This is a genomic window from Halobacterium sp. DL1 (genome assembly GCA_000230955.3).
GTDB lineage: Archaea > Halobacteriota > Halobacteria > Halobacteriales > Halobacteriaceae > Halobacterium.
In genome coordinates this window covers 744,792-765,811 of the sequence record CP007060.1, presented here as the reverse complement: position 1 = coordinate 765,811, position 21,020 = coordinate 744,792, and the positions used below count along the sequence as shown (strand labels likewise).

Below are 21,020 nucleotides of genomic sequence, written 5' to 3'. Positions count from 1 at the left end.
GAGTAGAGGAGGAATGCGCGAGGCCCACGAACTCGAACGCGCCGTCGGCATGGAGTACTACGCGAGCGACGCCGACGGCACCGGCGGCCGCCTCCGCGACGCCCCCGGGGACTTCCGCGTCACCGAGATCGAGGAGTTCGACGTCCAGCCGGCGGACGGCGACACGGGCGACTACCCGTGGCTCGTGGTTCGCGCGACGCTCACGGGCTGGGACACGAACGACTTCGCCCGGTCGTTCGCGAACGCCGTCGGGATGAGCCGCGAGCGCGTCACCTGGGCGGGGACGAAGGACCGCCACGCCGTCACCACGCAGCTGTTCGCCATCCGGGACCTCGACGCCGCGGACGTCCCCGAGGTGCGCAACGCGGACGTCAAGGTCGTCGGGCGCGCGGGCCGCGGCCTCCAGTTCGGCGACCTCGCGGGCAACGAGTTCCGCGTCGTCGTGCGCGACCCCGAGAACCCCGGAAAGGCCGACGGCGTGACCGAGGACCTCCGCGATTTCGGGAGTGGAGCGGTCGCCACACCCAACTACTTCGGCCAGCAGCGCTTCGGCAGCAAGCGCCCCATCACCCACGAGGTCGGCCTCGCCATCCTGCGCGACGACTGGGAGGGCGCGGCGATGGCCTACCTCGGCCGCCCGACGGAGTACGAACCCGCCGACTCCCAGCGGGCGCGGGAGTACGTCGAAGATACCCGGGACTGGGCGGGCGCGCTCGACGAGTTCCCCGGGCGACTGCGCTACGAGCGCACGATGCTCCACGAACTCGCAGACGGCGGGAGCTTCCGGGACGCCGTCGAGACGTTCCCGTCGAACCTCCAGCGCCTGTTCGTCAACGCCGCGCAGTCGTACGCGTTCAACCGGATGCTCTCCGAGCGCATGGCCCGCGGCCTCCCGTTCCACGAGCCGGTGGCCGGCGACGTAGTGTGGTTTGCGGAGTCCGACGCGCCCGACGGCGTCGCGCGCCCGGACCCGGGGCGAGAGCAGCGCGTGACCGAGTCGCGGGTCGACGTGATGGCGCGGCACTGCGAGCGCGGCCGGGCGTTCGTCACCGCGCCGCTCGTCGGCACCGAGACCGAGTTCGCCGAGGGCGAACCCGGCGAGATAGCGCGCTCGGTGCTCGCCGACCTCGACCTCGAACCGGGGGACTTCGACCTCCCCGGCGACTTCGACTCGCAGGGGACCCGGCGTGCGGTGCTGCTCCGTCCCGACCTCACCGTCGAGCGCGACCCGCTGACCTTTGAGTTCTCGCTCCCCTCCGGGAGTTACGCGACGGTCGTGCTCCGGGAGTACCTGAAGACGAGTCCGCTGGAACTGTAGGAGCAACTCCGTCGATGGCCGCCGAGTGCTCTCATTGCTACGTTCGGTGTCGGTAACTGGGCCCCGTTGTCAACTACGTGACTGACAGGTTGTCAGAACGTTTGTCAGTTCTATAATACAACCTCGGCGTTGGCATGCAACGACGCAAGATGCTCCAGCTGACCGGTGCAGCGCTGGCTGCGACGGTCGGCAGTGGGTACGCGGTCGCGGAGAACAGGTCGAACTCGATCCAGGAGAGTGAGCCAATCGAGTTCGAGAGTTCCGAAGAGTTGCTTCTGGACGCGACCCTGCTCCCCGAAAACGGTTGGACGCAAGGCCAGGTGGAGGAGGGAGACGTGCTCGACGTCAGCGTGACGTTCCAGCGGAACGTCAGCGACGACGGGAGCAACTTCTGGGTCGCGACGTCCGCTGCGGCCGGCCGAGAAACAGAAGCCGAAGCAGTGGGCCTCTACGAGGAGCTCGCCGCCGACTTCGTCGGCCAGGTCGGCGAAGGACGGACGATGGACCTCGACCTGGCGAGCGAGGCCGTCATCGCGGGCTACGACGGTTTCACGGGCGCCATCTTCAGAGACGTGAACTGCGTCGGCGCCGTCGGATTCGCCGACTGTACGAGTACGGTCGGGTGTATCTCACACGTTGCTCGCACCGAGAGCATCGCCCGGGCGAAACGGCAGTCCTGGCGCGGGGGCGCTCCAGCAGGCGGAGACGCTGGCGGTGGAGGTGACGGCGGCAGTGACAGCGGAGGCGGCGACGGTGGGACGGGAGAGTTCGTCGACGAAGTCGACGGCCAGGTGTCGCTGGCCTACGGCGAGACCGCGCGGGTCTCCAACGGTGTCGAGGTAACCGTGTCCGAAGGAACGCTGTACGACCAGATGGGGGACCAGGTACCCCAGAACCGCGACCAGTTCCTCGTAGTCCCCGTCGGAGCCGCGAACACGAGCGACGAACCGCAGACTATCCCCGACCAGACGGACTCCTGGGAGGTACTGTTCGCCGACCAGCAGGTGGCAAACGTGTTTCGGATTGGCGCACTCCAGGCGGAGGGTTACACGGCCTTCGAGGGCGGCGACGTGCAGGGTGGCGTTCGCCGCGAGGGCGTCCTGTTGTTCGAAGTCGACAGCGGTATCGCGGCGAGCGACGTCGACGTGCTCTGGCAGGACAGCCTCTGGGTAACCGGTAACCTCGACGGCGACGCCGACGTCCGCTGGAGCGCTGACGGCTGAGCGTGGTCGGCGACGACAGCGGCCCCGTCCGCCAGCGTTGCGGACATCGGGGCGAAACACCGGCCTTTTGCGCGCCGACCGACTCCCTCCACGTATGGAGTGTGGGCGGTGTGGAACGCCACTGGAGAAGCCGGGCGACTACTGCCTGGTCTGTGACACCGCCAATTGCGACACCGTCGTCGCCGCCTGCGACCGCGACCACGCCACGCTCACGTTCCTCGACGAGGAGAGCGTGGTCGGTCGCACGGACATCGCAACCGTCCCCGAGGAGGGCGGCGAGGCGGGCGTCGTCGAACTGCGGAACTTCGCGGGCCGCGTCGCCGACGAAATCAGACGAAAGCGCCCGGAGGAGGTGTTCGTCGCGGGCGACCACGACGTCATCTCCGCGGTGCGCGCGGACCTCCGCTACGAGGTGTTCCGCGTGCCCAGCGAGGACCCCGTCGAGAGCGTCCTCGAGCGCCGCGGCGAACGCTCGCTGGATGTGGTGGACGCCCCCGCCGGGGAGAAAATCGGCGGTCGCCACTCGACGGTCATCGGGAACCGGGACGGCCAACGAGCGATTCGTACGGTGGCCGGCCACCCGAACGTGAAGAAGGTGATTCCCGGCCCCATCGACGCCGGCGGCTCGGGCTCCCGGACGGGCGTCCGCGCGAAGGTCACTCGCGCCGACGACAACGGCAACCTCCGACTGCTCGTGCGCGACGGCTCCAGCGTCCAGGAGAACCGCGTCGTCACCACAGCGATGGACCGCGATACCGGCGAGCGGGTGCGCACAGACCTCAACGAGGCGCTCGGCGAGACGGACCTGCGGGAGTAGGGCGGAGGTTCTGGGTTCGGCCACGCTCCTCACGGCTCCCTGCGGTCACCGCTCGCAGGAACGTGGCCCGCCTTCGGCGCGCTACGCGGCTCACGGCTCTCCGCCAGTCGCCGTTCGCAGTGACGTGGGCTCGCTTCGCTCGCTCGCGCTCCTCGCGGGTCGTTTCACTCCCCGCTCGTTCGGTCCGTGTCCTCCCTCCGGTCGGACACGCGACTCGTAGCGTTTATGTGCGCGACGACGATAGTGTCGGTCACTATGGCTAAGAAGGGCTCCACCGGGAGTGCCGGCCGATTCGGCGCGCGCTACGGCCGCGTCTCTCGCCGCCGGGTTTCCGAGATCGAGGACGACATGAACGACGACCACGTCTGCCCCGACTGCGGCGCTGCGAACGTCTCGCGGCAGGGGACGGGCATCTGGCAGTGTGCCAAGTGCAACTACAAGTACGCCGGCGGCGCGTACCGCCCGCAGACGCCGGGTGGCAAGACCGTCTCGCGCTCGATTCGCGCGGCGCTCGGCGAGAGCGAGGAGTCTGTCGACCTCGACGACGTCGACACCGAAGAGACCGAGGAGTAAGATGGCGTACAAGTGCTCCCGCTGTAAGCGAGACGTCGAGCTCGACGAATACGGCGGCGTGCGCTGTCCCTACTGCGGCCACCGCGTCCTCCTGAAGGAGCGGAGCCGCGACGTGAAGGAAGTCCACGTCGAGTAACGGTGCACTCCACGGAGCTGGTTTTCGACTACGACTCGGCCGCTCTCGCACGAACTGTCGAGCGCAGCGTGGCCGTCGAGGCGGGCGACATCGAGGGAGACCGTAGCGAAGCGACCGTCAAGCGCGACGACGAGACCGTCACCGTGACGGTGGACGCGACGGACCTCACCGCACTCCGCGCGGGGAACAATACCTGGCTGACGCTCGTGGAGGTAGCGGAACGCGCGGCAACTGCGGCGGGCGAAAGCCGGTAACTGCGCCGGGTCAGTGGGGCGTCGCGCGGGCCACGCCGCCCGAGACCACAAAGCGGGGGTTTTTCTGTAGGGGTCGTCTCTCTTCGCGTATGCAGGGTAATCTTCCGCCCGAGGCACAGGAGAAACTCGAACAGCTTCAGGACCTTCAGGAGAAGGCCCAGACTGTCGCGGCCCAGAAGCAGCAGGCCGAGAGTCAGCTCTCGGAAGCCCAGACCGCACTCGACGCCCTCGAAGACATCGACAGCGGCACCACGATGTACCGCGAGGTCGGCGAGCTCCTCGTGGAGACCGACTACGACGACGCCAACGAGGACCTCGAGGAGAAGGTCGACGACCTCGAGATCCGCGTCGAGACCCTCCAGAAGCAGGAGGAGCGCGTCCAGGAGCAGTTCGAGAGCCTCCAGGAGGAGCTCCAGAACATGCTCGGCGGCGCCGGCGGCGCCATGGGCGGTCCGAGCGCGTAAGGGATGGCGACCGACGAAGAGCGGACCGACGCGGAGCCGACCGACGAGGAGGTCGTCGAGACGGCCGCCGAGGCCGCCGAAGGACTCGTCTTCAACCGACTGAAGACGAGCGACGTGGACGACCTCGACATCACCGTGACGTTCGAGGACGGCGTGCTCGAGGTGGACGTCTACCTCGACGCGTCCGACGCAGATGCCGACCTCGAACAGGTCGTCGACGATGCCGCCCTCGCCGCACAGGGCGCGGTCGACGACCTGTTCGCGAACGAGAACTGAGTTCGTCTTCTCCCGTTCGCCACGGTTCCTAGTTGCTTCTGTAATTCTACTGGTCAGCGTTACCAACACCACCTCGAAAGTCCCACTCGCCAGTGTACCAGCCGGTATCGGGCTGGACTGAAAGGGGCGGGTGGCTGAACCCGGCCCCGGCGACGTAAGCACCGCAGGAGCGAGTGAAACGAGCGAGGAGGAGCGCAGCGAGGCGCGGACGGTTCAGCCACTCGGGGCTTTCGAGGTGGTGTCACGAGTGTCGAGAGTCGCTCCGATAGCAGTAAACGGAGCAGAAAGGTGCGGAATCCCCACGGCTCAGGTCAGGAAGAAGATGAGGACGCTGATCGTGACCGTCGCTAGCACCGCCAGGACGGCTATCGCGCCGCTCATGGCGATAACGGCGTTAGCGTGGCTGGCGAGTGTCTCCGTCCGGTCGTTGCCGAATACGGTGACCTCCGCGCGCTCGCTGGCCATCCCGCCCTCGACGGGTTCGAGGTCCTCGATGGCCTCCTCGGTGAGTTCGCTGACGAGGGCCGTGAGTTCGTCCCAGTCGAGGGCGGCGCCGACCTGGTTCGAGGACTCGACGGTGTTCACGATGTGGGTGTCCGTCGTCATCACCTCGGCGTGGTCGACAGCGTCGAGCGCGTCGATCAACTGCTCGCGGAGGCCCGGTTCCATGTTGTTGCCGTCGACGAGGACGTAGGCGGTGCGCTGGTCGCCCGTCTCGAGGACGGCGACGCGCACGCCGAGCGGCCCGATGCCGTCGGTGGGGCGCCACGTCGTGCGGTCCCACGCTGTGCCGAGGCGCATGTCGCGGTCGGGGGCGTCCCGAATCCGGCGCGCGACCTCGCCCGCGGCCTGGATCATGTCGAACGAGCGCTTGCTGCCGGGGTAGACGTGGCCGAGGTCGTCGCCGTCGAGGCCGTTGTTGCAGTTGTGCGCGTCCGCGAGTAGCACGTCGTCCATCCCCTCGACGCGGGCCTCGGCCGCCGCCGACAGGCCGACCGCGTACTCGACGTCGTCTGCGAACTCGGGGGCGTACGTGGAGACGATGAGAGCGCGGTCGTCGACAGCCTGTCCGAGGAGTTTCGCGTCGCCCTCCTGGACGCGGACCGAGTCGGTCGCCTGCTCGGTGTACTCGATCTTCTCGAAGGCACGCTCGGCTGTCTCGATGAGCGTGTCCACCTCCCGCTCGGTGACGAGGTTGAAGTCGTGGCCAGCGGTCGCGTGGGGTGGGAACGCCAGCCCCGTCGACGTCTCCGCGACGCGCTGGGGGAGGTTGCCGCCGCCGATCTCGCCCATCGGGCCGGGGTGGATCATCGGCAGGACGAAGCGGGCCTTCTCCGTCTCGTCGCTCGTCCGGCGGAACGAGAGGACGGTGACCGGGACGACTGCCTCCTCGCCGATCTGTTCGAAGAAGTCCTCCAGTTCCCGAGTTCCCTCCGCGATGTGGCCGATGAACCCGCGGATGAAGTCGAGGACGCTCACGCCGAGGCTGCGCTTCCACGGGCGGTCGACGATGACGACGAACGCGTACGCCGTCAGGCCGTACAGCGTCGTCATCAGCACGAGCAGCAGGAAGTCCTGCGGCGCGAACGCGTACTGGATCTCGGGGGGTGCGCGACTCGGCCGCGAGAGGTAGGCGCCCACGAGGGGGCCGCCCCCGGTGAGGAAGTTCATCGTCCCGCTGTAGACGAACAGGAGGACGCCCCCCGTCGCGGTCTGGATGCTGGCGGGGATAGCGGCGACGATGGGCGAGTTCCGAGACACCGCGAGGACGACGAGGAAGCGGACGGCGAACACGAGCGCGAGCGCCGCGATGAGCGAGTCGAAGACGAAGTTCTGCCCGAACCGGGGGACGAGCACGGCGATGACCCCCGCGGTCACGAGCACGATGACCACGAGCACCTCGCAGGCCACCGCGAGCAGCGAGGAGCGGTTGTACGTCAACTGGCCGCCGAAGAACCGGTCGACCGGCGTCGTCGCGAGGCTGGCGACGATGGTCGGCACGGCGATGAAGAAGACGCCCTGCCAGGCGTCCTCCAGGACGTACTGGCTGTCGAAGGCCGCGATGCCGGCGAGGGCAGCGATGACCAGCGAGAGCGCGACGCTGGTGTACCACCGCGGCGCGCGGAAGATGTACTTCGAGAGGCTGGCCAGTTCGCCCTGGGTCTCAGTCATGGCCTACTCGCAGATACGGAGGAAGTTCTCGAACACCGCCTCGCCCTCCTCCGTGTGGGCGACCTCGGGGTGGAACTGCACGCCGTAGAGGTCGCGGTCGGTGTCCGACATCGCTTCGACGCCGCAGATGTCGCTCTCGGCGGTGCGCGTGAACCCCTCGGGCAGTTCGACGACCTCGTCGGCGTGGCTCGCCCAGACGCGGGTGTCGGGCGCGAGCGACCCGAGCAGCGGGTCGTCCTCGTCGAGGATCCTGACGTTCACGTCGGCGTAGCCGCCGTAGTCGCCGGACTCGACGCGGCCGCCGAGTTCGGCCGCGATGATCTGCATGCCGAGACAGATGCCGAAGACGGGGATGTCGAGGTCGAGGTAGTCGGGACAGCGACCGATGTCGGCCATGTCGGGGCCGCCGGAGAGTACGAGGCCGTCCGCGTCGAGGTCCTCGGGAGGCGTCGTGTTCGCCACGAGCTCGGCGTCCACCCCGTCCATGTCCCGGAGCAGCCTGTGCTCCAGGTGGGTGAACTGCCCGTGGTTGTCGACGACGAGGATGCGGGTCATGATAGCGGAATAGACGGTAGGTGCCTAAAAACCCAACCGTTCGCTCGTGAAACCCGATTTCGGGCGCCTCCGGGCTGCATTCCCGCGTTCTGTCGACCTGGGTCCGGTGGTCGGTCGGAGATCGGGACGGACGCGGCACGCCACGGCTCGGCCGGAGCGTCGTGGATTTCGGGGGAACGCGGCCGCTGGAGGCGACGGGGTTTTACTACCTCGGCATGCTACACCACCTCAATGAGTTCAGACCGGCTGACAGTCTCCCTCGACGGGGAGGCTCGGGAGGCCCTCGACGACCTCGCGAAGAAGACCGACCGCTCCCAGAGCGAACTGGTGCGGCGGGCCCTGACGTTCTACGCCGCGAACTACGAGGCCGCCAGCACGGACAGTTCCGAGACCCTCGAGGAGTACTACAAGATGCTCGCGGGTGGCGAGCACGTCCTCCTCGACATCGACTTCCTCCACTGCTTCCTCGAACACGTCCAGGACGACGGCGAACCCAAGCAGGCGTTCATCGAGGACACCGACCAGGTGTCGGACTACCACGCGGAGGAGTACCGCGACCGCTTCGACTCCCTGGAGGACCTCCTGGAGTGGCTGGCGCTCTGCGGGTTCCTAACGGTCCGACGGACGACGGAGAACACCTACCACATCGTCTTCCCCTCGGCGGACATCCGCTGGTTCATGACGCGGTTCATCGCGCGGAGTGTCGCCCACCTCCCCTTCGACGTGGAGATGGAGGAAGGGGTCGCGAAGGTGCTGCTGACCGAGAAGCCCTGAGCCGGGTTCGACCCCCCGACCAACCGCGGCCGACTGTTCACACGACCGCGTATTCGTTCACAAGAACCGCAGCAACCGTGCACACGGTTCACAACCACGAATATATACCCCGGATGATAGTGTTACACTATGTCACAGGACAGCTCGTTCAGTGATCGGTTGAAACGGAGACGGTTCCTGCGCGCCGCCGGTGCCCTCGGCACCGCCGGACTGGCGGGTTGCCTCGAGGACCTCCAGGGCGGTGGCGGCGGCGGTGGCGGCACCGTCGACGTCGGCGTCGTCGTGCCGTTCAGCGGAGACCTCAGCGACTTCGGGGGGCCGATGCAGAACGGCTTCGAACTGGCACGGGAGGACATCAACAACGCTGGTGGCCCGAACGGCATGAACGTGGAGCTCCACTTCGAGGACTCCAACTCGGCGTCCACCCAGGGCGTCAACGCCGCGACCAAGCTCGTCGACACGACCGGCGTCGACGCGGTGTTCGGCGCGGTCTCCTCGGGCGTGACCATCAGCATCGCGGAGTCGGTGACCGTGCCCAACGAGGTACTGCACGTGACGCCGGCGTCCTCGTCGCCCGTCATCAGCACGCTCGACGACGACGATTACGTCTGGCGGACCCGTACCAACGACCGGTTCGTCGCGCGAGTGATGTCACGTATCGCGCAGAACAACGACGCGAGTTCCGCGGCCGTGCTCTACGTCAACAACGACTTCGGCTCGGCGCTCGCGGACGTCTTCGAGGAGTCCTTCGACGGCGAAGTGACCGCGAAGGTGGGCTACGAGTCCGGCGCCTCCTCCTACCAGCAGTCCCTCGAGGAACTGTTCGCCGACGACCCCGACTACGTCGCGCTCGCGGGCTACCCCGAGAGCGGGACGACCATCCTCTCGCAGTGGTACGAGGGCGGCTACGGCGGCAACTGGGTGCTCCACACCAGCCTGCTCTCCAGCGACGTCATCGAGAACGTCGGCGAAGAAGTGATGAACGGCATGTACGGCGTCCGCACGAAGCCGCCGAGCGGCGGCGACACCCAGAGCTTCGTCGACGACTACGAGTCGGCGTACCCCGACTCGCAGCTGTTCTCGCCGTACTCCTGGAACTCCTACGACGCGCTGATGTCGTGGGCGCTCGCCGCCCACAGCGCGGGCAGCGTCGCGTCCCCCGACGTCAAGGAGCAGATGCGGCCCGTGACCAACCCGGAGGGCGAGGCGGTCGGCTACGGCGAGTTCCAGGCCGGCGTCGACGCACTCGACAACGGCTCCGACATCGACTACTCCGGTCCGAGCGGGAACGTGAACTACGACGAGAACGGCGACGTGGCCAGCGACATGGTCGTCGTTCAGGTCGTCGACGGCTCCTTCGAGGACCAGGAGACGATTCCGGCGAGCGAACTCGTCTGAACGGCCACACCCCGCATTCATGTTTGTAATCTCACACCAGTCAGTAGTCGCGTCGCAGGACAGACCACCACGGGGGCACGAGCCGTGAGCGCGGACGACGTACGGGTCGGCGTCGACATCGGCGGCACGTTCACGGACATCGTCACCGTCCGAGACGGCGACGTCCACGTGACCAAGACGCCGTCGACGCCGGGCGCGCCCGAAGAGGGCGTCGTCAACGGCCTGGAGAAGAGCCGCGAGGAGGCCGCGTTCGCCTTCGACGACGTGGGCTTCCTCAGCCACGGCACGACGGTCGCGACGAATGCGGTCCTCGAGGGGACGTGGGCGGACACCGCGCTCGTCACCACCGAGGGGTTCCGCGACGTCCTCGAGATCGCCCGGCAGAACCGCCCCGACATCTACGACTTCGACGCCGAGAAGCCGGCGCCCATCGTCCCCCGCGACCGCCGCTTCGAGGTTCCCGGCCGCCTCGACGAGCGCGGGAACGTGCTCCGCGAACTCGACGAGGGCCACGCCAGCGACCTCGCCGACACCATCGCCGACACGGACGTCGACAGCGTCGCTATCTCGCTGCTGTTCGCCTTCGAGAACGGCGACCACGAGCAGCGCGTCGCCGAACTGCTCCGCGAGGCGGGACTCGACGTCTCCTACTCGCTGTCCAGCGACGTGCTCCCGGAAATTCGCGAGTACGAGCGAACGCTGACGACGGCGCTGAACGCCGCGCTCAAACCCGTCATGGACAGCTACATCGGCAACCTCGAGGCCCAGGTCCGCGACAACGACGTGGGCGCGGAACTGAAGATCATGCAGTCCAACGGCGGCCTCATCACCGCCGACGCCGCGCGCGGACGCCCGGTGAACACGCTCCTCTCGGGGCCCGCCGGCGGTGTCCAGGGTGCCACCTACGTCGCCGAACGCTGCGGCGTCGAGGACATCATCACGATGGACATGGGCGGCACGTCCTGCGACGTCTCGCTCGTCGAGGGCGGCGAGCCGCTCGTCTCGACGGACGTCACCGTCGGCGACTACGCGGTCGGCGTTCCGATGATCGACATCCACACGGTCGGCTCCGGCGGCGGCTCCATCGCGTGGGTGGACGAGGGCGGCGCGCTCCGCGTCGGCCCGCGCTCGGCGGGCGCCGACCCCGGCCCCATCTCCTACGGCCGCGGCGGCACCGAACCGACGACCACGGACGCCCACCTGCTGCTCGGGCGCCTCGACCCCGACCGGTTCCTCTCCGGGGAACTCGACGTGGAGGTCGACGACGTCCGGGACGCCTTCGACGAGCGACTCGGCGACGAACTCGGCATGGACCCACAGGAGGCCGCGCAGGGCGTCCTCGACGTGGCGAACGCGAACATGCAGCGCGCGCTCCGCGTCGTCTCCGTCGAGCGCGGCTACGACCCGCGTGACTTCGCGCTCGTCGCGTTCGGCGGCGCGGGGCCGCTGCACGCCTGCCGGCTCGCCGCCGACCTCGACATCCCGAAGGTCATCGTCCCGCAGACCGCGGGCGTGCTCTCCGCGCTCGGTCTGCTCATCAGCGACGTGCTGTACGACTACAGCGTCTCTCGCGTCCGGCAGTGGGAGGAGCTGTCGCCGGCGACGCTCCGCGAGACGTTCGCGGACCTCCACGAGCAGGGCGACGGGCGCCTCGCCGAGGAGGACGTCGCGCCCGCGGACCGCCGCTTCGACCGCACCGCGGACCTCCGCTACGTCGGCCAGTCGTTCGAGATTTCGGTGCCGGTTTCGGAGGGCGAGGTCGACGAGGCGACCCTCGACGCGGTCGTCGAGCGGTTCCACGAGCGCCACGAGCGCCGCTACGGGCACGCCGACCCCGACGAACCGGTCGAGCTCGTGACCCTGCGCCTGCGCGCCCGCGGCCTCGTGGAGACCCCGGAACTCGCGCCGCCGACCACGGAGGGCACGGTAGAAGACGCGATTCGCGAGACTCGCACCGTGACCTACGACGGTGAGCCCCACGACACCGAGATATACGACCGCGGGACGCTGCCCGCGGACGCCACCTTCGACGGGCCGGCGGTCGTCGAGGGGAAGGAGAGCACCGTCGTCGTCCACCCCGGCCAGACCGCCGAGGTGGACGAGTACGGCAACCTCGTCGTCGAGACCGGGGGTGGCCGCTGATGGTCGACTCGGTCACCCTGGAGGTCATCCGTAACGGCTGCGTCGCCATCGCCGAGGAGATGAACGCGAACCTCATCCGCACGGGCTACTCGCCGAACATCAAGGAGCGCCGTGACTGCTCCTGTGCGCTGTTCGACGCCGACGGCGAGATGATCTCGCAGGCCGAGAACATGCCCGTCCACCTCGGCGCGATGCCGTTCTCCGTCGCGGCCGCCGTCGACGAGTTCGGCGGCGACCTCGAACCCGGTGACGCCGTCCTCCTCAACGACCCGTTCCGCGGGGGCGCACACCTCCCGGACCTCACGCTCGTCTCGCCAATCTACGCGGACCCAGAGGCCGACGACCCGACGCTCGTCGCCTACGCGGCCAACCGCGCCCACCACGCCGACATCGGTGGGTCGACCGCCGGCTCGGTGGCCGCGGACTCCACGGAGATATACCAGGAGGGGCTGCGCATCCCGCCGGTCAAACTGTTCGACCGGGGCGAGGTGGTCGAGGACGTGATGGAGATGATCCTGCTGAACGTCCGGACCGCCGACGAGCGCCGCGGCGACCTGCGTGCCCAGGAGGCCGCCAACGAGACGGCCCGCGAGCGCGTCCACGAACTCGTCGACAAGTACGGCGTCGGCGAACTCGACGCGGCCTTCGACGAGATCAAGGACTACTCCGAGCGCCGGATGCGCGCGGAACTGGACGCGTTCCCCGACGGCACGTACACGTTCGAGGACGTCCTCGACGACGACGGCCGCGGGAACACCGACCTCCCCGTGAAGGTGGCCGTCACCGTCGATGGCGACAGCGTCACCGTCGACTTCGCGGGCACCGCCGACCAGACCGAGGGCCCAATCAACGCCGTGCTGGCGGTCACCTCGTCGGCGACGTACTACGCCATCCGCTGCGTGACGGACCCGGACATCCCGCCGAACCACGGCTGCTACCGACCTATCGACATCGAGACGCCCGACGGCAGCATTGTCGACCCGAACCCGCCGGCCGCCGTCGTCGGCGGAAACCTCGAGACGTCACAGCGCGTGACCGACGTGGTGCTCGGCGCGTTCGGCACGGAGGCGCCCGAGCGCGTCACCGCCGCCGGACAGGGCACGATGAACAACATCACGTTCGGCGGCACCGACCCCCGGGACGACACGCCGTACGCGTTCTACGAGACCCAGGGCGGCGGCTTCGGCGGCCGCACGGGCAAGGACGGCATGGACGGCGTGCACGTCCACATGTCGAACACGATGAATACGCCCGCCGAGGTGCTGGAGACGGCCTACCCGCTGCGGGTGCGCCGTTACGCCTACCGGCCCGACTCCGGGGGCGCGGGCGAGTTCCGCGGCGGTCTCGGCCTCCGGCGAGACATCGAAGTGCGCGACCACACCGCCCGGTTCAGCCTGCTCGCCGAGCGCCACAAGCACGCGCCCTACGGCCTGGCCGGCGGCGAACCGGGGGGCCTCGGCGCGGCCTACCACTTCGACGGCGAGACGTACGACGCCGACGGCGAGGGGGAACGCCTCCCCCAGAAGTCCGTCCACGACCTCGACCCGGGGTCGGTCGTGAGCGTCCGCACGCCGGGCGCGGGCGGCTTCGGCGACCCGGACGAGCGGGACCCCGCGGCGGTCCTGCGGGACTTCCGCCTGGGGAAGATAACCCGGGAGTACGCCCGCGAGCACCACGACGTCGACCCACTCGAGGAGGGGGCGGACGGTGACTGACAATGACGAACCAGCCGCGTCGCCTCCGGTTGGCGCCGCACCTCGCGGTGTTCACCGTCGGCTACGTGACGTTCACCTACTCCGCGGTGCCCGGCTACGTCGCGACGCGGTACGACGCGGGCCTGACGGCAGTCGGCCTGCTGATGAGCGCGGCGCTCGTCTCCTTCGTCGTCGCGCAGGGCGTCGCCGACCGCCTCGTCTCAAGATGGACGACCACGCAGGTGCTGCTCAGCCTTCTCGCCGCCCACGCGGCCGCCGCAGTGGTCCTCGACCTCACGACGACGCTCGCGGGAGCGCTCGTGATGCGGACCGTCTGGGGCCTCGCGGGCGGCCTGCTGTTGAGCGTCGGCGCGACCCACATCGCGCGGCTCTACTCGGGCGCCGAGGCGACCCGCCAGCAGGGCGTCTACGGCGGCATGCTCACGCTGGGCGCCGCCGTCGGCTTCCTGCTCGCCGAACCCATCGTCGCGGCGACCGGCGGCTTCGGCATCCACGCGCTCGGCGCGCTACTGGCCGTGCCTGCCGTCGTCGCGCTCTGGCCGTACCGCCACGCGACGTGGACCGCGGGCGAGGGCGACGGGAGCGGGCCGCCGCTCCGAACCGTCCTCGGGAACCGCACGGTGCTCGTGGCCGCGTTCTGTTACGTCGCCATCATCGCCGGCTACATCACGCTCTCGACGTTCGTCACGGCGTACTTCGGCGACCTCGGGGTCACCGGTCCGCTCAACGCGGCGGTGCTCGGGATGGCGACGCTCGGGCGCGCGGCGGGCGGCACCGTCGCCGGCCGCTGGTCGCTGTCGGACGAACGAATCGTCCGCGCGACCACCGTCGTCGGCGCCGCGTCGTTCCTCGTCCTCACGGCGGACGTCCGCCTCGTCGCACTCGCGTTCCCGCTCGTGGCGATGGTCGCCGTCTCGCTGCCGTTCGGCGCGGTGTTCAACCTCGCCGCGGGCGCCACGCCACACCAGGGCGCGGCGCTGGCGGTGGTCGTCGCCGCCGGCAACGTCGCCGCCGTCGTGCTCCCGACGCTGACGGGCGTGGTCCGGACGACGACAGGCGGCTACGGCGCCGTCTTCGTCCTGCTCGCCGTGCTGCTCGGCCTCGCCGCGCTGGCCGTGAGCGCGGCCCCCACCAACACAGCGACCAAAACGATATGACAACACAGTACACACGTCCGAGCGTACAGCGGCCGAACCGCCAGACCGGCGGGGGGAGACCATGGTAGAGACTGGCATCGTCAACGCGCTGCTGCAGGGGATCGTGACCGGCGGCATCATCGCCGCCGGCGCGCTCGGCCTCTCGCTCGTCTACAGCATCGCCGAGGTGCCGAACTTCGCCCACGGGGACATGCTCACCGTCGGCGCCTACCTCGCGCTGGCGCTGAACAACCCCAGCGAACTCCCGCTCGTCCCGAGCACGCTCGTGCTCCCGTTCGCGCTCGCCGCGGTCGGCGGCGTCCTGCTCGCGGGCGTCTTCGGCGGCGTCTACGAGAAGGTCGTCTTCAAGCAGTTCCGGGGGAAGGACGCCGACCTCATCACGATGGTCATCGTCTCCCTGGGACTCGCGCTCGTGCTCCGGAACCTCGTGTTGTTCCTCGTCGGGTCGAAGAACGTCACCTACGACACCGTCAGCCGGGTCGACTTCAACGCCGACCTCTACCTCACCGGCCAGGGGGTCGCGGTCGAGATCAACCAGCGCGCGGGCGGCGCGCTCCAGACCCTCGACGCGTGGGGGTACGGCTGGCCAGTCGTGGTTGCAATCCTCCTCGTCGCCGTCGCCGTCGGCGTCGCCGTCTACCGCTGGCGGACGGGCGACCAGGGCTTCGAGAAGGTCCACTTCGTCAGCCCGTGGATCTGGGGCGTCGCCAGCGGCGCCGTCACGCTCGTGGCGGCCGCCCTGCTCGCCCGCGGCGCACCGCTGGCCGTCTCCGACGCCGTCGCCAGCACGCGCGTCGGCTACAGCCGGAAGTTCGGCATCATCATCGCCGTGATGATCGCGACAATGCTCTGCATGAACTACGTGCTCAAGCGAACCAAGACCGGCCGCGCGATGCGGGCGACCGCCGACGACCAGGCGCTCGCGCGGGTCCGCGGCGTCGACATCGACCGCGTCCAGCTCGTCGTCTGGGTGCTCGCGGCCGTGCTCGCGGCCATCGCGGGCGTCCTGCTCGGCTGGTACGCCTCGAATCTCAACCCGAACATGGGGTTCAGCCTGCTGTTGCCCGTGTTCGCTGCGGTCATCGTCGGCGGCATCGACTCCCCGTACGGGGCCGCGCTGGGCGGCCTCCTCATCGGCATCAGCATGGACGTCGGTGTCTACCTGCTGCCGGCCGGGTTCGCCACCTACCGCACCGCCATCGCGTTCGTCATCCTCGTGGCCGTGCTGCTCGTCAAGCCCGAGGGCCTGTGGGGTGACGCCTGATGGCGCTCGCGGACTTCCTCGTCAGCCTGCTGACGGTGGTCAGCATCTACACGCTGTTCGGCCTCGGGCTGAACATCAAGTTCGGGTTCACGGGGCTGGTCGACTTCGGCCACGTCCTCTACTTCCTGGTGGGCGCCTACGTTACCGTCGTGCTCACCATCCCGCCGGGCACCTCGGGCTACCAGGGCATCGGCGGGTTCGGGCTCCCCGAGGTGCTCTCCGCGCTCCCGCTCGGTGGACTGCTCGGCTGGCTGCTCGCGCTCGGTATCGCGATGGTCGCCGCGGCGCTCGTCTCGCTGGCCGTCGGCGTGCCGACGCTGCGGTTGCGCGAGGACTACCTCGCCATCACCGCGCTCGGCGTCGCGACCATCTTCCACGCCGTCGTCAACGACGAGCGCTGGCTGTTCAACGGCCCGTTCGGCGTCCGCGACGTCTACGCCCCACTCGAGGGCGTGTTCCCCGTCTCGCTGGGGAGCTTCCTCGTCAACCTCGCGGTGTTCGGGCTGCTGTCGGTGGTCGTCCTCGGCTACCTCGGCTACCGGGTCGGCGGCTACCTCCGGCCCGTCGACCGACGCGCGGCGGCCTACGTGCTCGGCTCCGTCGTGCTGGTCGCCGCGGGCCTCGGCATCGCCACGCTCGGCGGCGCCCTCGTGCTCGTCGGGCCGCTCGTCGCCGCCGCCGGCGTCTGGGTGCTCGCGCAGGGCATCCGCGCCGGCGACGGCTTCGGCCGGCCGCTGGCGCTGTTCGCGGCCGCGCTGTTCGCCCTGTGGTACTTCGGCACGCCGCTGCTCACGGTCGGACCGTCGGGCGTCCTCGCTAGCCTCGTCTGGCTGTTCGACCCGACCGTCGGGACCGCCGGCGGGTTCACCTACGGCCGGTTCGTCCTGCTCGTGAGCGTCGGCTTCCTCGGCCTCGCGTACTGGTGGTGCGAACGCACCGTCAACAGCCCGTACGGGCGTGTGCTCCGGTCCATCCGCGAGGACGAGAGCGTGCCGGAGGCGCTGGGCAAGCGGACGTTCCGCTACAAGGTCCAGAGCATGATGTTCGGCTCCGCGCTGGCTGGCGCGGCCGGCGGCCTCTGGGCGACCCAGATCGGCTTCATCGACCCGTCACAGTTCACCGCGGAGATCACGTTCTTCGCGTTCAGTGCGGTCATCATCGGCGGCACCGCGAACAACCGTGGAGTCATCGTGGGAACCATCGTGTTCTGGACGCTCTACACGGGCACGCGGTTCCTCAACGACTTCTTCCCCGCGGAGTACGCCACCCAGCTCGCCGCGCTCCGCCTGATGTTCATCGGCGCGCTGCTCATCGTCATCCTCTACTACCGCTCGGAGGGACTGCTCGGCCGGCAGACCTACGACACCGGCGTCACGCCAGGGGGTGGTAGCGGTGACTGACCCCATCCTCGCGGTCGAGGACGTCGAGCGGTACTTCGGCGGCATCACCGCCCTCGACGGCGCGTCGTTCGACGTCGAACCCGGCATCACGGGCCTCATCGGACCGAACGGCGCCGGGAAGTCGACGATGTTCGACTGCATCACCGGCTTCCTCGAACCCGACGGCGGCACCGTCCGCTTCCGCGGCGAGGACATCACCGGCGAGCGCCCGCCAGCGGTCGCCGAACGGGGACTCGTCCGCACGTTCCAGATTCCCCGCGAACTCCCCGAGATGACCGTCCGGGAGAACCTCGCGCTCGCGCCGAAGAACCAGAGCGGCGAGCGCCTCGTCACCACGTGGACGCGGGGCGGCGACTACTACGCCGACGAGGCCGAGGCACAGCGGCGCGCGGTCGAGATGGCCGAGCGCCTCGAGATAGACCACCTGCTCGACTCGCCCGCCGGCGACCTCTCGGGCGGCCAGCGCAAACTGCTCGAACTCGCGCGGGCGCTGCTCACGGAACCCGACCTCGTGTTGCTCGACGAACCGCTCGCCGGCGTCAACCCGACGCTGGAGAACAAGATCCTCGAACACATCCAGCGGCTGGAGTCGGAGGGGTACTCGTTCCTCTTCATCGAACACGACATCGACGTCATCATGGAGTACTGCCAGGAGGTCATCGTGATGCACCAGGGCGCCGTGCTCACCTCGGGAGACCCCGAGGAGGTCCGGTCGGACGAACGCGTCGTCGAGGCGTACCTCGGGGGTGAGGCGCAGTGAGCGACCGCACGCCGCTGCTCGAACTCGACTCCCTGGACGCCGGCTACGGCGACCTGCAGATTCTCACCGACGTCGACATGCACGTCGCCGACGGCGAGTACGTCACCATCGTCGGCCCGAACGGCGCCGGGAAGTCCACCGCGATGAAGTCCGTCTTCGGGCTGACCACGTACATGGACGGGAGCATCTCGTTCCGCGGAGAACCCATCCACGCCGCCGCCTCCTCTGAGATCATCGACCGCGGCATCACGTACGTCCCCCAGTCGGGGAATATCTTCACGAGCCTCACCGTCCGCGAGAACCTGGAGATGGGCGTGTTCACCGAGGACGAGTTCCCGCAGGACACCCTCGAGATGGTGTTCGACTACTTCCCCATCCTCGAGGAGCGCCAGCAGCAGCGCGCCGGCACGATGTCCGGCGGGCAGCGCCAGATGCTCGCGATGGGGTCGGCGCTGATGAGCGACCCCGACCTGCTGTTGCTCGACGAGCCCTCCGCGGGCCTCGCCCCGGACCTCGTCGACGACCTCTTCGACCGCATCGACGAGATCAACGACGGCGGGACGGCGGTGCTGATGGTCGAGCAGAACGCGAAGGAGGCACTCCGGCGCTGCGACCGCGGCTACGTGCTCGTCAACGGCGAGAACGCCTACGACGGGCCCGGCAAGGAGTTGCTCGGCAACGAGGAAGTCCGCCAGCGGTTCCTGGGCGGGTAGCACAGCTGCTACCGGAATTTCTCTATTCCGTACTACGCTGAAACTGCGACGATTGAATCGATAGGTAGCTCTACGAATCTATCTACTGCTCGGGGCAAGCCATCTCATCACGCCCAGTGGAAGCAGCGCAAACACGGTTGTAGCGAGAATTGCCCCGCCGAATATGAGTTGGGTAAAGCCGGGCGCACTCCCTTGGGCTAACGAAACCCCTGTCCCGCCAGCGAACCCGACTACCATCACAGTGAGCAAGAGGCCTGCCGCCTCCACTATTGTTCGTTCTCGTAGAAGGATTCCCGAGATGTATCCTGCGGGAACGGGGAGTGTGACGAGCAGTAATTCCATCTGGGTGCTGACCAGCCGGGGTAGAGTCAGGTCGGTACCTCCCACCGGTGGGTGGGCACCTAAGTCGTAGTACATCACACAGAGACCGACGACGAAGATCACCGCTATCGTCGCCATTGCGTTCAACATTCCCTTCCGGACGGTGGTCGGATGCAAAATTCCCGTCAGTATGCCAAGTACTGCGTATCCCATCCCGACGCGGAGGAGTACCGATGGTCGCCCGATTCCATAGCCCGTCGAGAGACCACCCATACGTACAGAGAGATACAGCAGAAGTACTCCGGAAATAGACAATACAATACTCCGCCAATTCATATCAAAATCAAATAACGACCGCGGGAAGTGTTTTGTGGAGATACGTACCGAGCAGCAGTTTAACTGCATCGAACGGCCGTTTCGCTCTGCACGCTGACCAGAGAAACCGTGCTGGGAACGACCGCTACAGCACCGCCGGGTCGAAGCGTCGGTTCTCGCCCGCCCACGCGGACTGCTCCTGCTCCTCGCGGGTGTCCACGTATGCCTCCAGCCCGTTGCCCGCGGGGTCAGAGAAGTAGAGTGCCTTGCTGATGCCGTGGTCGACGGGCGTCACGGGGACGTCCCGTTCGGCGAGGCGGTCGTAGACGTCTCCCAGCGCGCTCTCGGAGTCCACCTCGATGGCGGCGTGGTAGAGGCCGACGCCCCGGCCCGCGTCGGGGGCGTCCGCGCCGACCGCCTGCAGCGCGACGTCGTGGTGGTGGTCGCCCCACGTGAGGAACGCGAACCGTCCCTGGGTCTCGTTCACCGTCAGGTCGAACACCGCGCGGTAGAACGCCACCGCGCGGTCGAGGTCCCGGACCTTGAGGTGGACGTGCCCGAGGTGGTACGGCGTGTCCTCGTTCATACGTCACCTTGGACGGTTCGACAGTTAGCTCTCGGGGTGCCAGCGACACGCGCCCGCACTCGGTGCGTCAGTCCTCGGGCTCGAAGCGCTCGGCCGCCGACTCGAAGGAGAGTTCGGACTGCTCGGCACTGCGCCGGCCCTCGGCGGCCGCGATGGCCTCCGGGTCCGGGCCGACGTCGTCGTCGATGCGCGCCCACGAGTCGTGGACCTTCGCGTGACACCACCGGCAGAGGAACACCGTAATCTCGTGGCCGACGTCCTCCTCGTCGTCGTACGCGAGGTGGTGTTCCTCGAGGAGTGGTCGCTCGTCGGCGTGGGCCTGCCGGCGCTCCTCGAGGCCACAGCGCGCACACTCCCGGTCGTGCTGGCGGCAGCGGTAGTGGGGGCAGTCGGCCCACTCCCAGTCGCCCTCCGCCACGGGGCAGGCGAACTCCTCGGCGCGGCGCTCGGCCGCGAACTCGGGGTCGTGCTCGCCGTGTTCGAAGGCGTACCGGCACTTCCCGTCGCCGGTGACGTGGTCGCAGACGCCGGCGTGGTCGTAGGGGTCCTCCACCCCGACGGCGGTGCCGGTCGGCGTCTTCTTCATCGTGCCCGTGAACGCACTCGACCCGGTTGAACGTTACCGTCCACTCACCCGGCGACCGACTGCGATGCGGCCGTCGCTCGCGGCGTCGACACGAAAGAAGA

General features: G+C 68.6%; 22 protein-coding genes. 17 read left to right on the top strand and 5 right to left on the bottom strand.

Translation table 11 applies throughout. The features are described from left to right. Positions 1–13 precede the first annotated feature (13 nt). The 8 genes from HALDL1_05375 (at position 14) to HALDL1_05340 (ending at position 5,061) form a co-directional block, all read left to right on the top strand. Positions 14–1,318 (top strand): tRNA pseudouridine synthase D, encoded by a 1,305-nt coding sequence (locus HALDL1_05375; protein ID AHG03082.1) that lies wholly within the window; start codon positions 14–16, stop codon positions 1,316–1,318. Between the two features lie 149 nt (positions 1,319–1,467). Continuing rightward, positions 1,468–2,541, top strand: coding sequence for a hypothetical protein (locus HALDL1_05370; GenBank protein AHG05186.1), 1,074 nt, complete (start codon positions 1,468–1,470; stop codon positions 2,539–2,541). Positions 2,542–2,635: 94 nt separating this feature from the next. After that, positions 2,636–3,358 (top strand): metal-binding protein, encoded by a 723-nt coding sequence (locus HALDL1_05365; protein AHG03081.1) that lies wholly within the window; start codon positions 2,636–2,638, stop codon positions 3,356–3,358. Between the two features lie 255 nt (positions 3,359–3,613). Further along, positions 3,614–3,931 (top strand): 50S ribosomal protein L37, encoded by a 318-nt coding sequence (locus HALDL1_05360; GenBank protein AHG03080.1) that lies wholly within the window; start codon positions 3,614–3,616, stop codon positions 3,929–3,931. Position 3,932: 1 nt separating this feature from the next. Then, a complete protein-coding gene (rpoP, locus tag HALDL1_05355; protein AHG03079.1) occupies positions 3,933–4,067 on the top strand; it encodes a DNA-directed RNA polymerase subunit P in 135 nt (44 codons plus the stop codon). Positions 4,068–4,069: 2 nt separating this feature from the next. Beyond that, a complete protein-coding gene (locus tag HALDL1_05350; protein ID AHG03078.1) occupies positions 4,070–4,321 on the top strand; it encodes a rpo operon protein in 252 nt (83 codons plus the stop codon). An 89-nt stretch (positions 4,322–4,410) separates the two neighbouring features. Beyond that, positions 4,411–4,785, top strand: coding sequence for a prefoldin subunit beta (locus HALDL1_05345; GenBank protein ID AHG03077.1), 375 nt, complete (start codon positions 4,411–4,413; stop codon positions 4,783–4,785). A 3-nt stretch (positions 4,786–4,788) separates the two neighbouring features. Then, positions 4,789–5,061: a hypothetical protein gene (locus HALDL1_05340; GenBank protein ID AHG03076.1), complete on the top strand. Its 273-nt coding sequence runs from the start codon at positions 4,789–4,791 to the stop codon at positions 5,059–5,061. Between the two features lie 306 nt (positions 5,062–5,367). On the opposite strand, the gene HALDL1_05335 is transcribed toward HALDL1_05340, so the two are convergent. Then, the gene (locus tag HALDL1_05335; protein AHG03075.1) at positions 5,368–7,233 is read right to left on the bottom strand and encodes a membrane protein; all 1,866 of its coding nucleotides are present in this window, start codon (positions 7,231–7,233) and stop codon (positions 5,368–5,370) included. A 3-nt stretch (positions 7,234–7,236) separates the two neighbouring features. Continuing rightward, positions 7,237–7,788: a GMP synthase gene (locus HALDL1_05330; GenBank protein AHG03074.1), complete on the bottom strand. Its 552-nt coding sequence runs from the start codon at positions 7,786–7,788 to the stop codon at positions 7,237–7,239. Between the two features lie 231 nt (positions 7,789–8,019). Between HALDL1_05330 and HALDL1_05325 the strand changes: the two genes are divergently transcribed. The 9 genes from HALDL1_05325 to HALDL1_05285 all read left to right on the top strand — a co-directional run bounded on the left by HALDL1_05325 (position 8,020) and on the right by HALDL1_05285 (position 19,111). Continuing rightward, positions 8,020–8,562, top strand: a complete 543-nt coding sequence (locus HALDL1_05325) for a CopG family transcripitonal regulator (GenBank protein ID AHG03073.1) — start codon at positions 8,020–8,022, stop codon at positions 8,560–8,562. 129 nt (positions 8,563–8,691) lie between these two features. Further along, positions 8,692–9,960: an ABC transporter substrate-binding protein gene (locus HALDL1_05320; GenBank protein AHG03072.1), complete on the top strand. Its 1,269-nt coding sequence runs from the start codon at positions 8,692–8,694 to the stop codon at positions 9,958–9,960. An 84-nt stretch (positions 9,961–10,044) separates the two neighbouring features. Continuing rightward, positions 10,045–12,102 carry a hydantoinase gene (locus HALDL1_05315; protein AHG03071.1) on the top strand — a complete coding sequence of 686 codons (2,058 nt, stop codon included), beginning with the start codon at positions 10,045–10,047 and terminating at the stop codon, positions 12,100–12,102. Continuing rightward, positions 12,102–13,817: a 5-oxoprolinase gene (locus HALDL1_05310; protein ID AHG03070.1), complete on the top strand. Its 1,716-nt coding sequence runs from the start codon at positions 12,102–12,104 to the stop codon at positions 13,815–13,817. Before HALDL1_05315 ends, HALDL1_05310 begins: the two co-directional genes overlap by 1 nt. A gap of 2 nt (positions 13,818–13,819) precedes the next feature. Further along, positions 13,820–14,974 (top strand): hypothetical protein, encoded by a 1,155-nt coding sequence (locus tag HALDL1_05305; protein AHG05185.1) that lies wholly within the window; start codon positions 13,820–13,822, stop codon positions 14,972–14,974. Positions 14,975–15,035: 61 nt separating this feature from the next. Further along, a complete protein-coding gene (locus HALDL1_05300; GenBank protein ID AHG03069.1) occupies positions 15,036–16,238 on the top strand; it encodes a branched-chain amino acid ABC transporter permease in 1,203 nt (400 codons plus the stop codon). Further along, positions 16,238–17,638 (top strand): ABC transporter, encoded by a 1,401-nt coding sequence (locus HALDL1_05295; GenBank protein ID AHG03068.1) that lies wholly within the window; start codon positions 16,238–16,240, stop codon positions 17,636–17,638. The genes HALDL1_05300 and HALDL1_05295 overlap by 1 nt, the downstream gene beginning before the upstream one ends. Further along, a complete protein-coding gene (locus HALDL1_05290) occupies positions 17,631–18,398 on the top strand; it encodes a branched-chain amino acid ABC transporter ATPase (protein ID AHG03067.1) in 768 nt (255 codons plus the stop codon). Before HALDL1_05295 ends, HALDL1_05290 begins: the two co-directional genes overlap by 8 nt. A gap of 14 nt (positions 18,399–18,412) precedes the next feature. Continuing rightward, on the top strand, positions 18,413–19,111 hold the full coding sequence (locus HALDL1_05285) for a branched-chain amino acid ABC transporter ATP-binding protein (GenBank protein AHG03066.1): 699 nt from the start codon (positions 18,413–18,415) through the stop codon (positions 19,109–19,111). A 78-nt stretch (positions 19,112–19,189) separates the two neighbouring features. On the opposite strand, the gene HALDL1_05280 is transcribed toward HALDL1_05285, so the two are convergent. The 3 genes from HALDL1_05280 to HALDL1_05270 form a co-directional block, all read right to left on the bottom strand. Beyond that, positions 19,190–19,582 carry a hypothetical protein gene (locus HALDL1_05280; GenBank protein AHG05184.1) on the bottom strand — a complete coding sequence of 131 codons (393 nt, stop codon included), beginning with the start codon at positions 19,580–19,582 and terminating at the stop codon, positions 19,190–19,192. A gap of 310 nt (positions 19,583–19,892) precedes the next feature. Beyond that, on the bottom strand, positions 19,893–20,333 hold the full coding sequence (locus tag HALDL1_05275) for a glyoxalase (GenBank protein AHG03065.1): 441 nt from the start codon (positions 20,331–20,333) through the stop codon (positions 19,893–19,895). A gap of 67 nt (positions 20,334–20,400) precedes the next feature. Further along, positions 20,401–20,919, bottom strand: a complete 519-nt coding sequence (locus HALDL1_05270) for a hypothetical protein (protein ID AHG03064.1) — start codon at positions 20,917–20,919, stop codon at positions 20,401–20,403. Positions 20,920–21,020 lie beyond the last annotated feature (101 nt).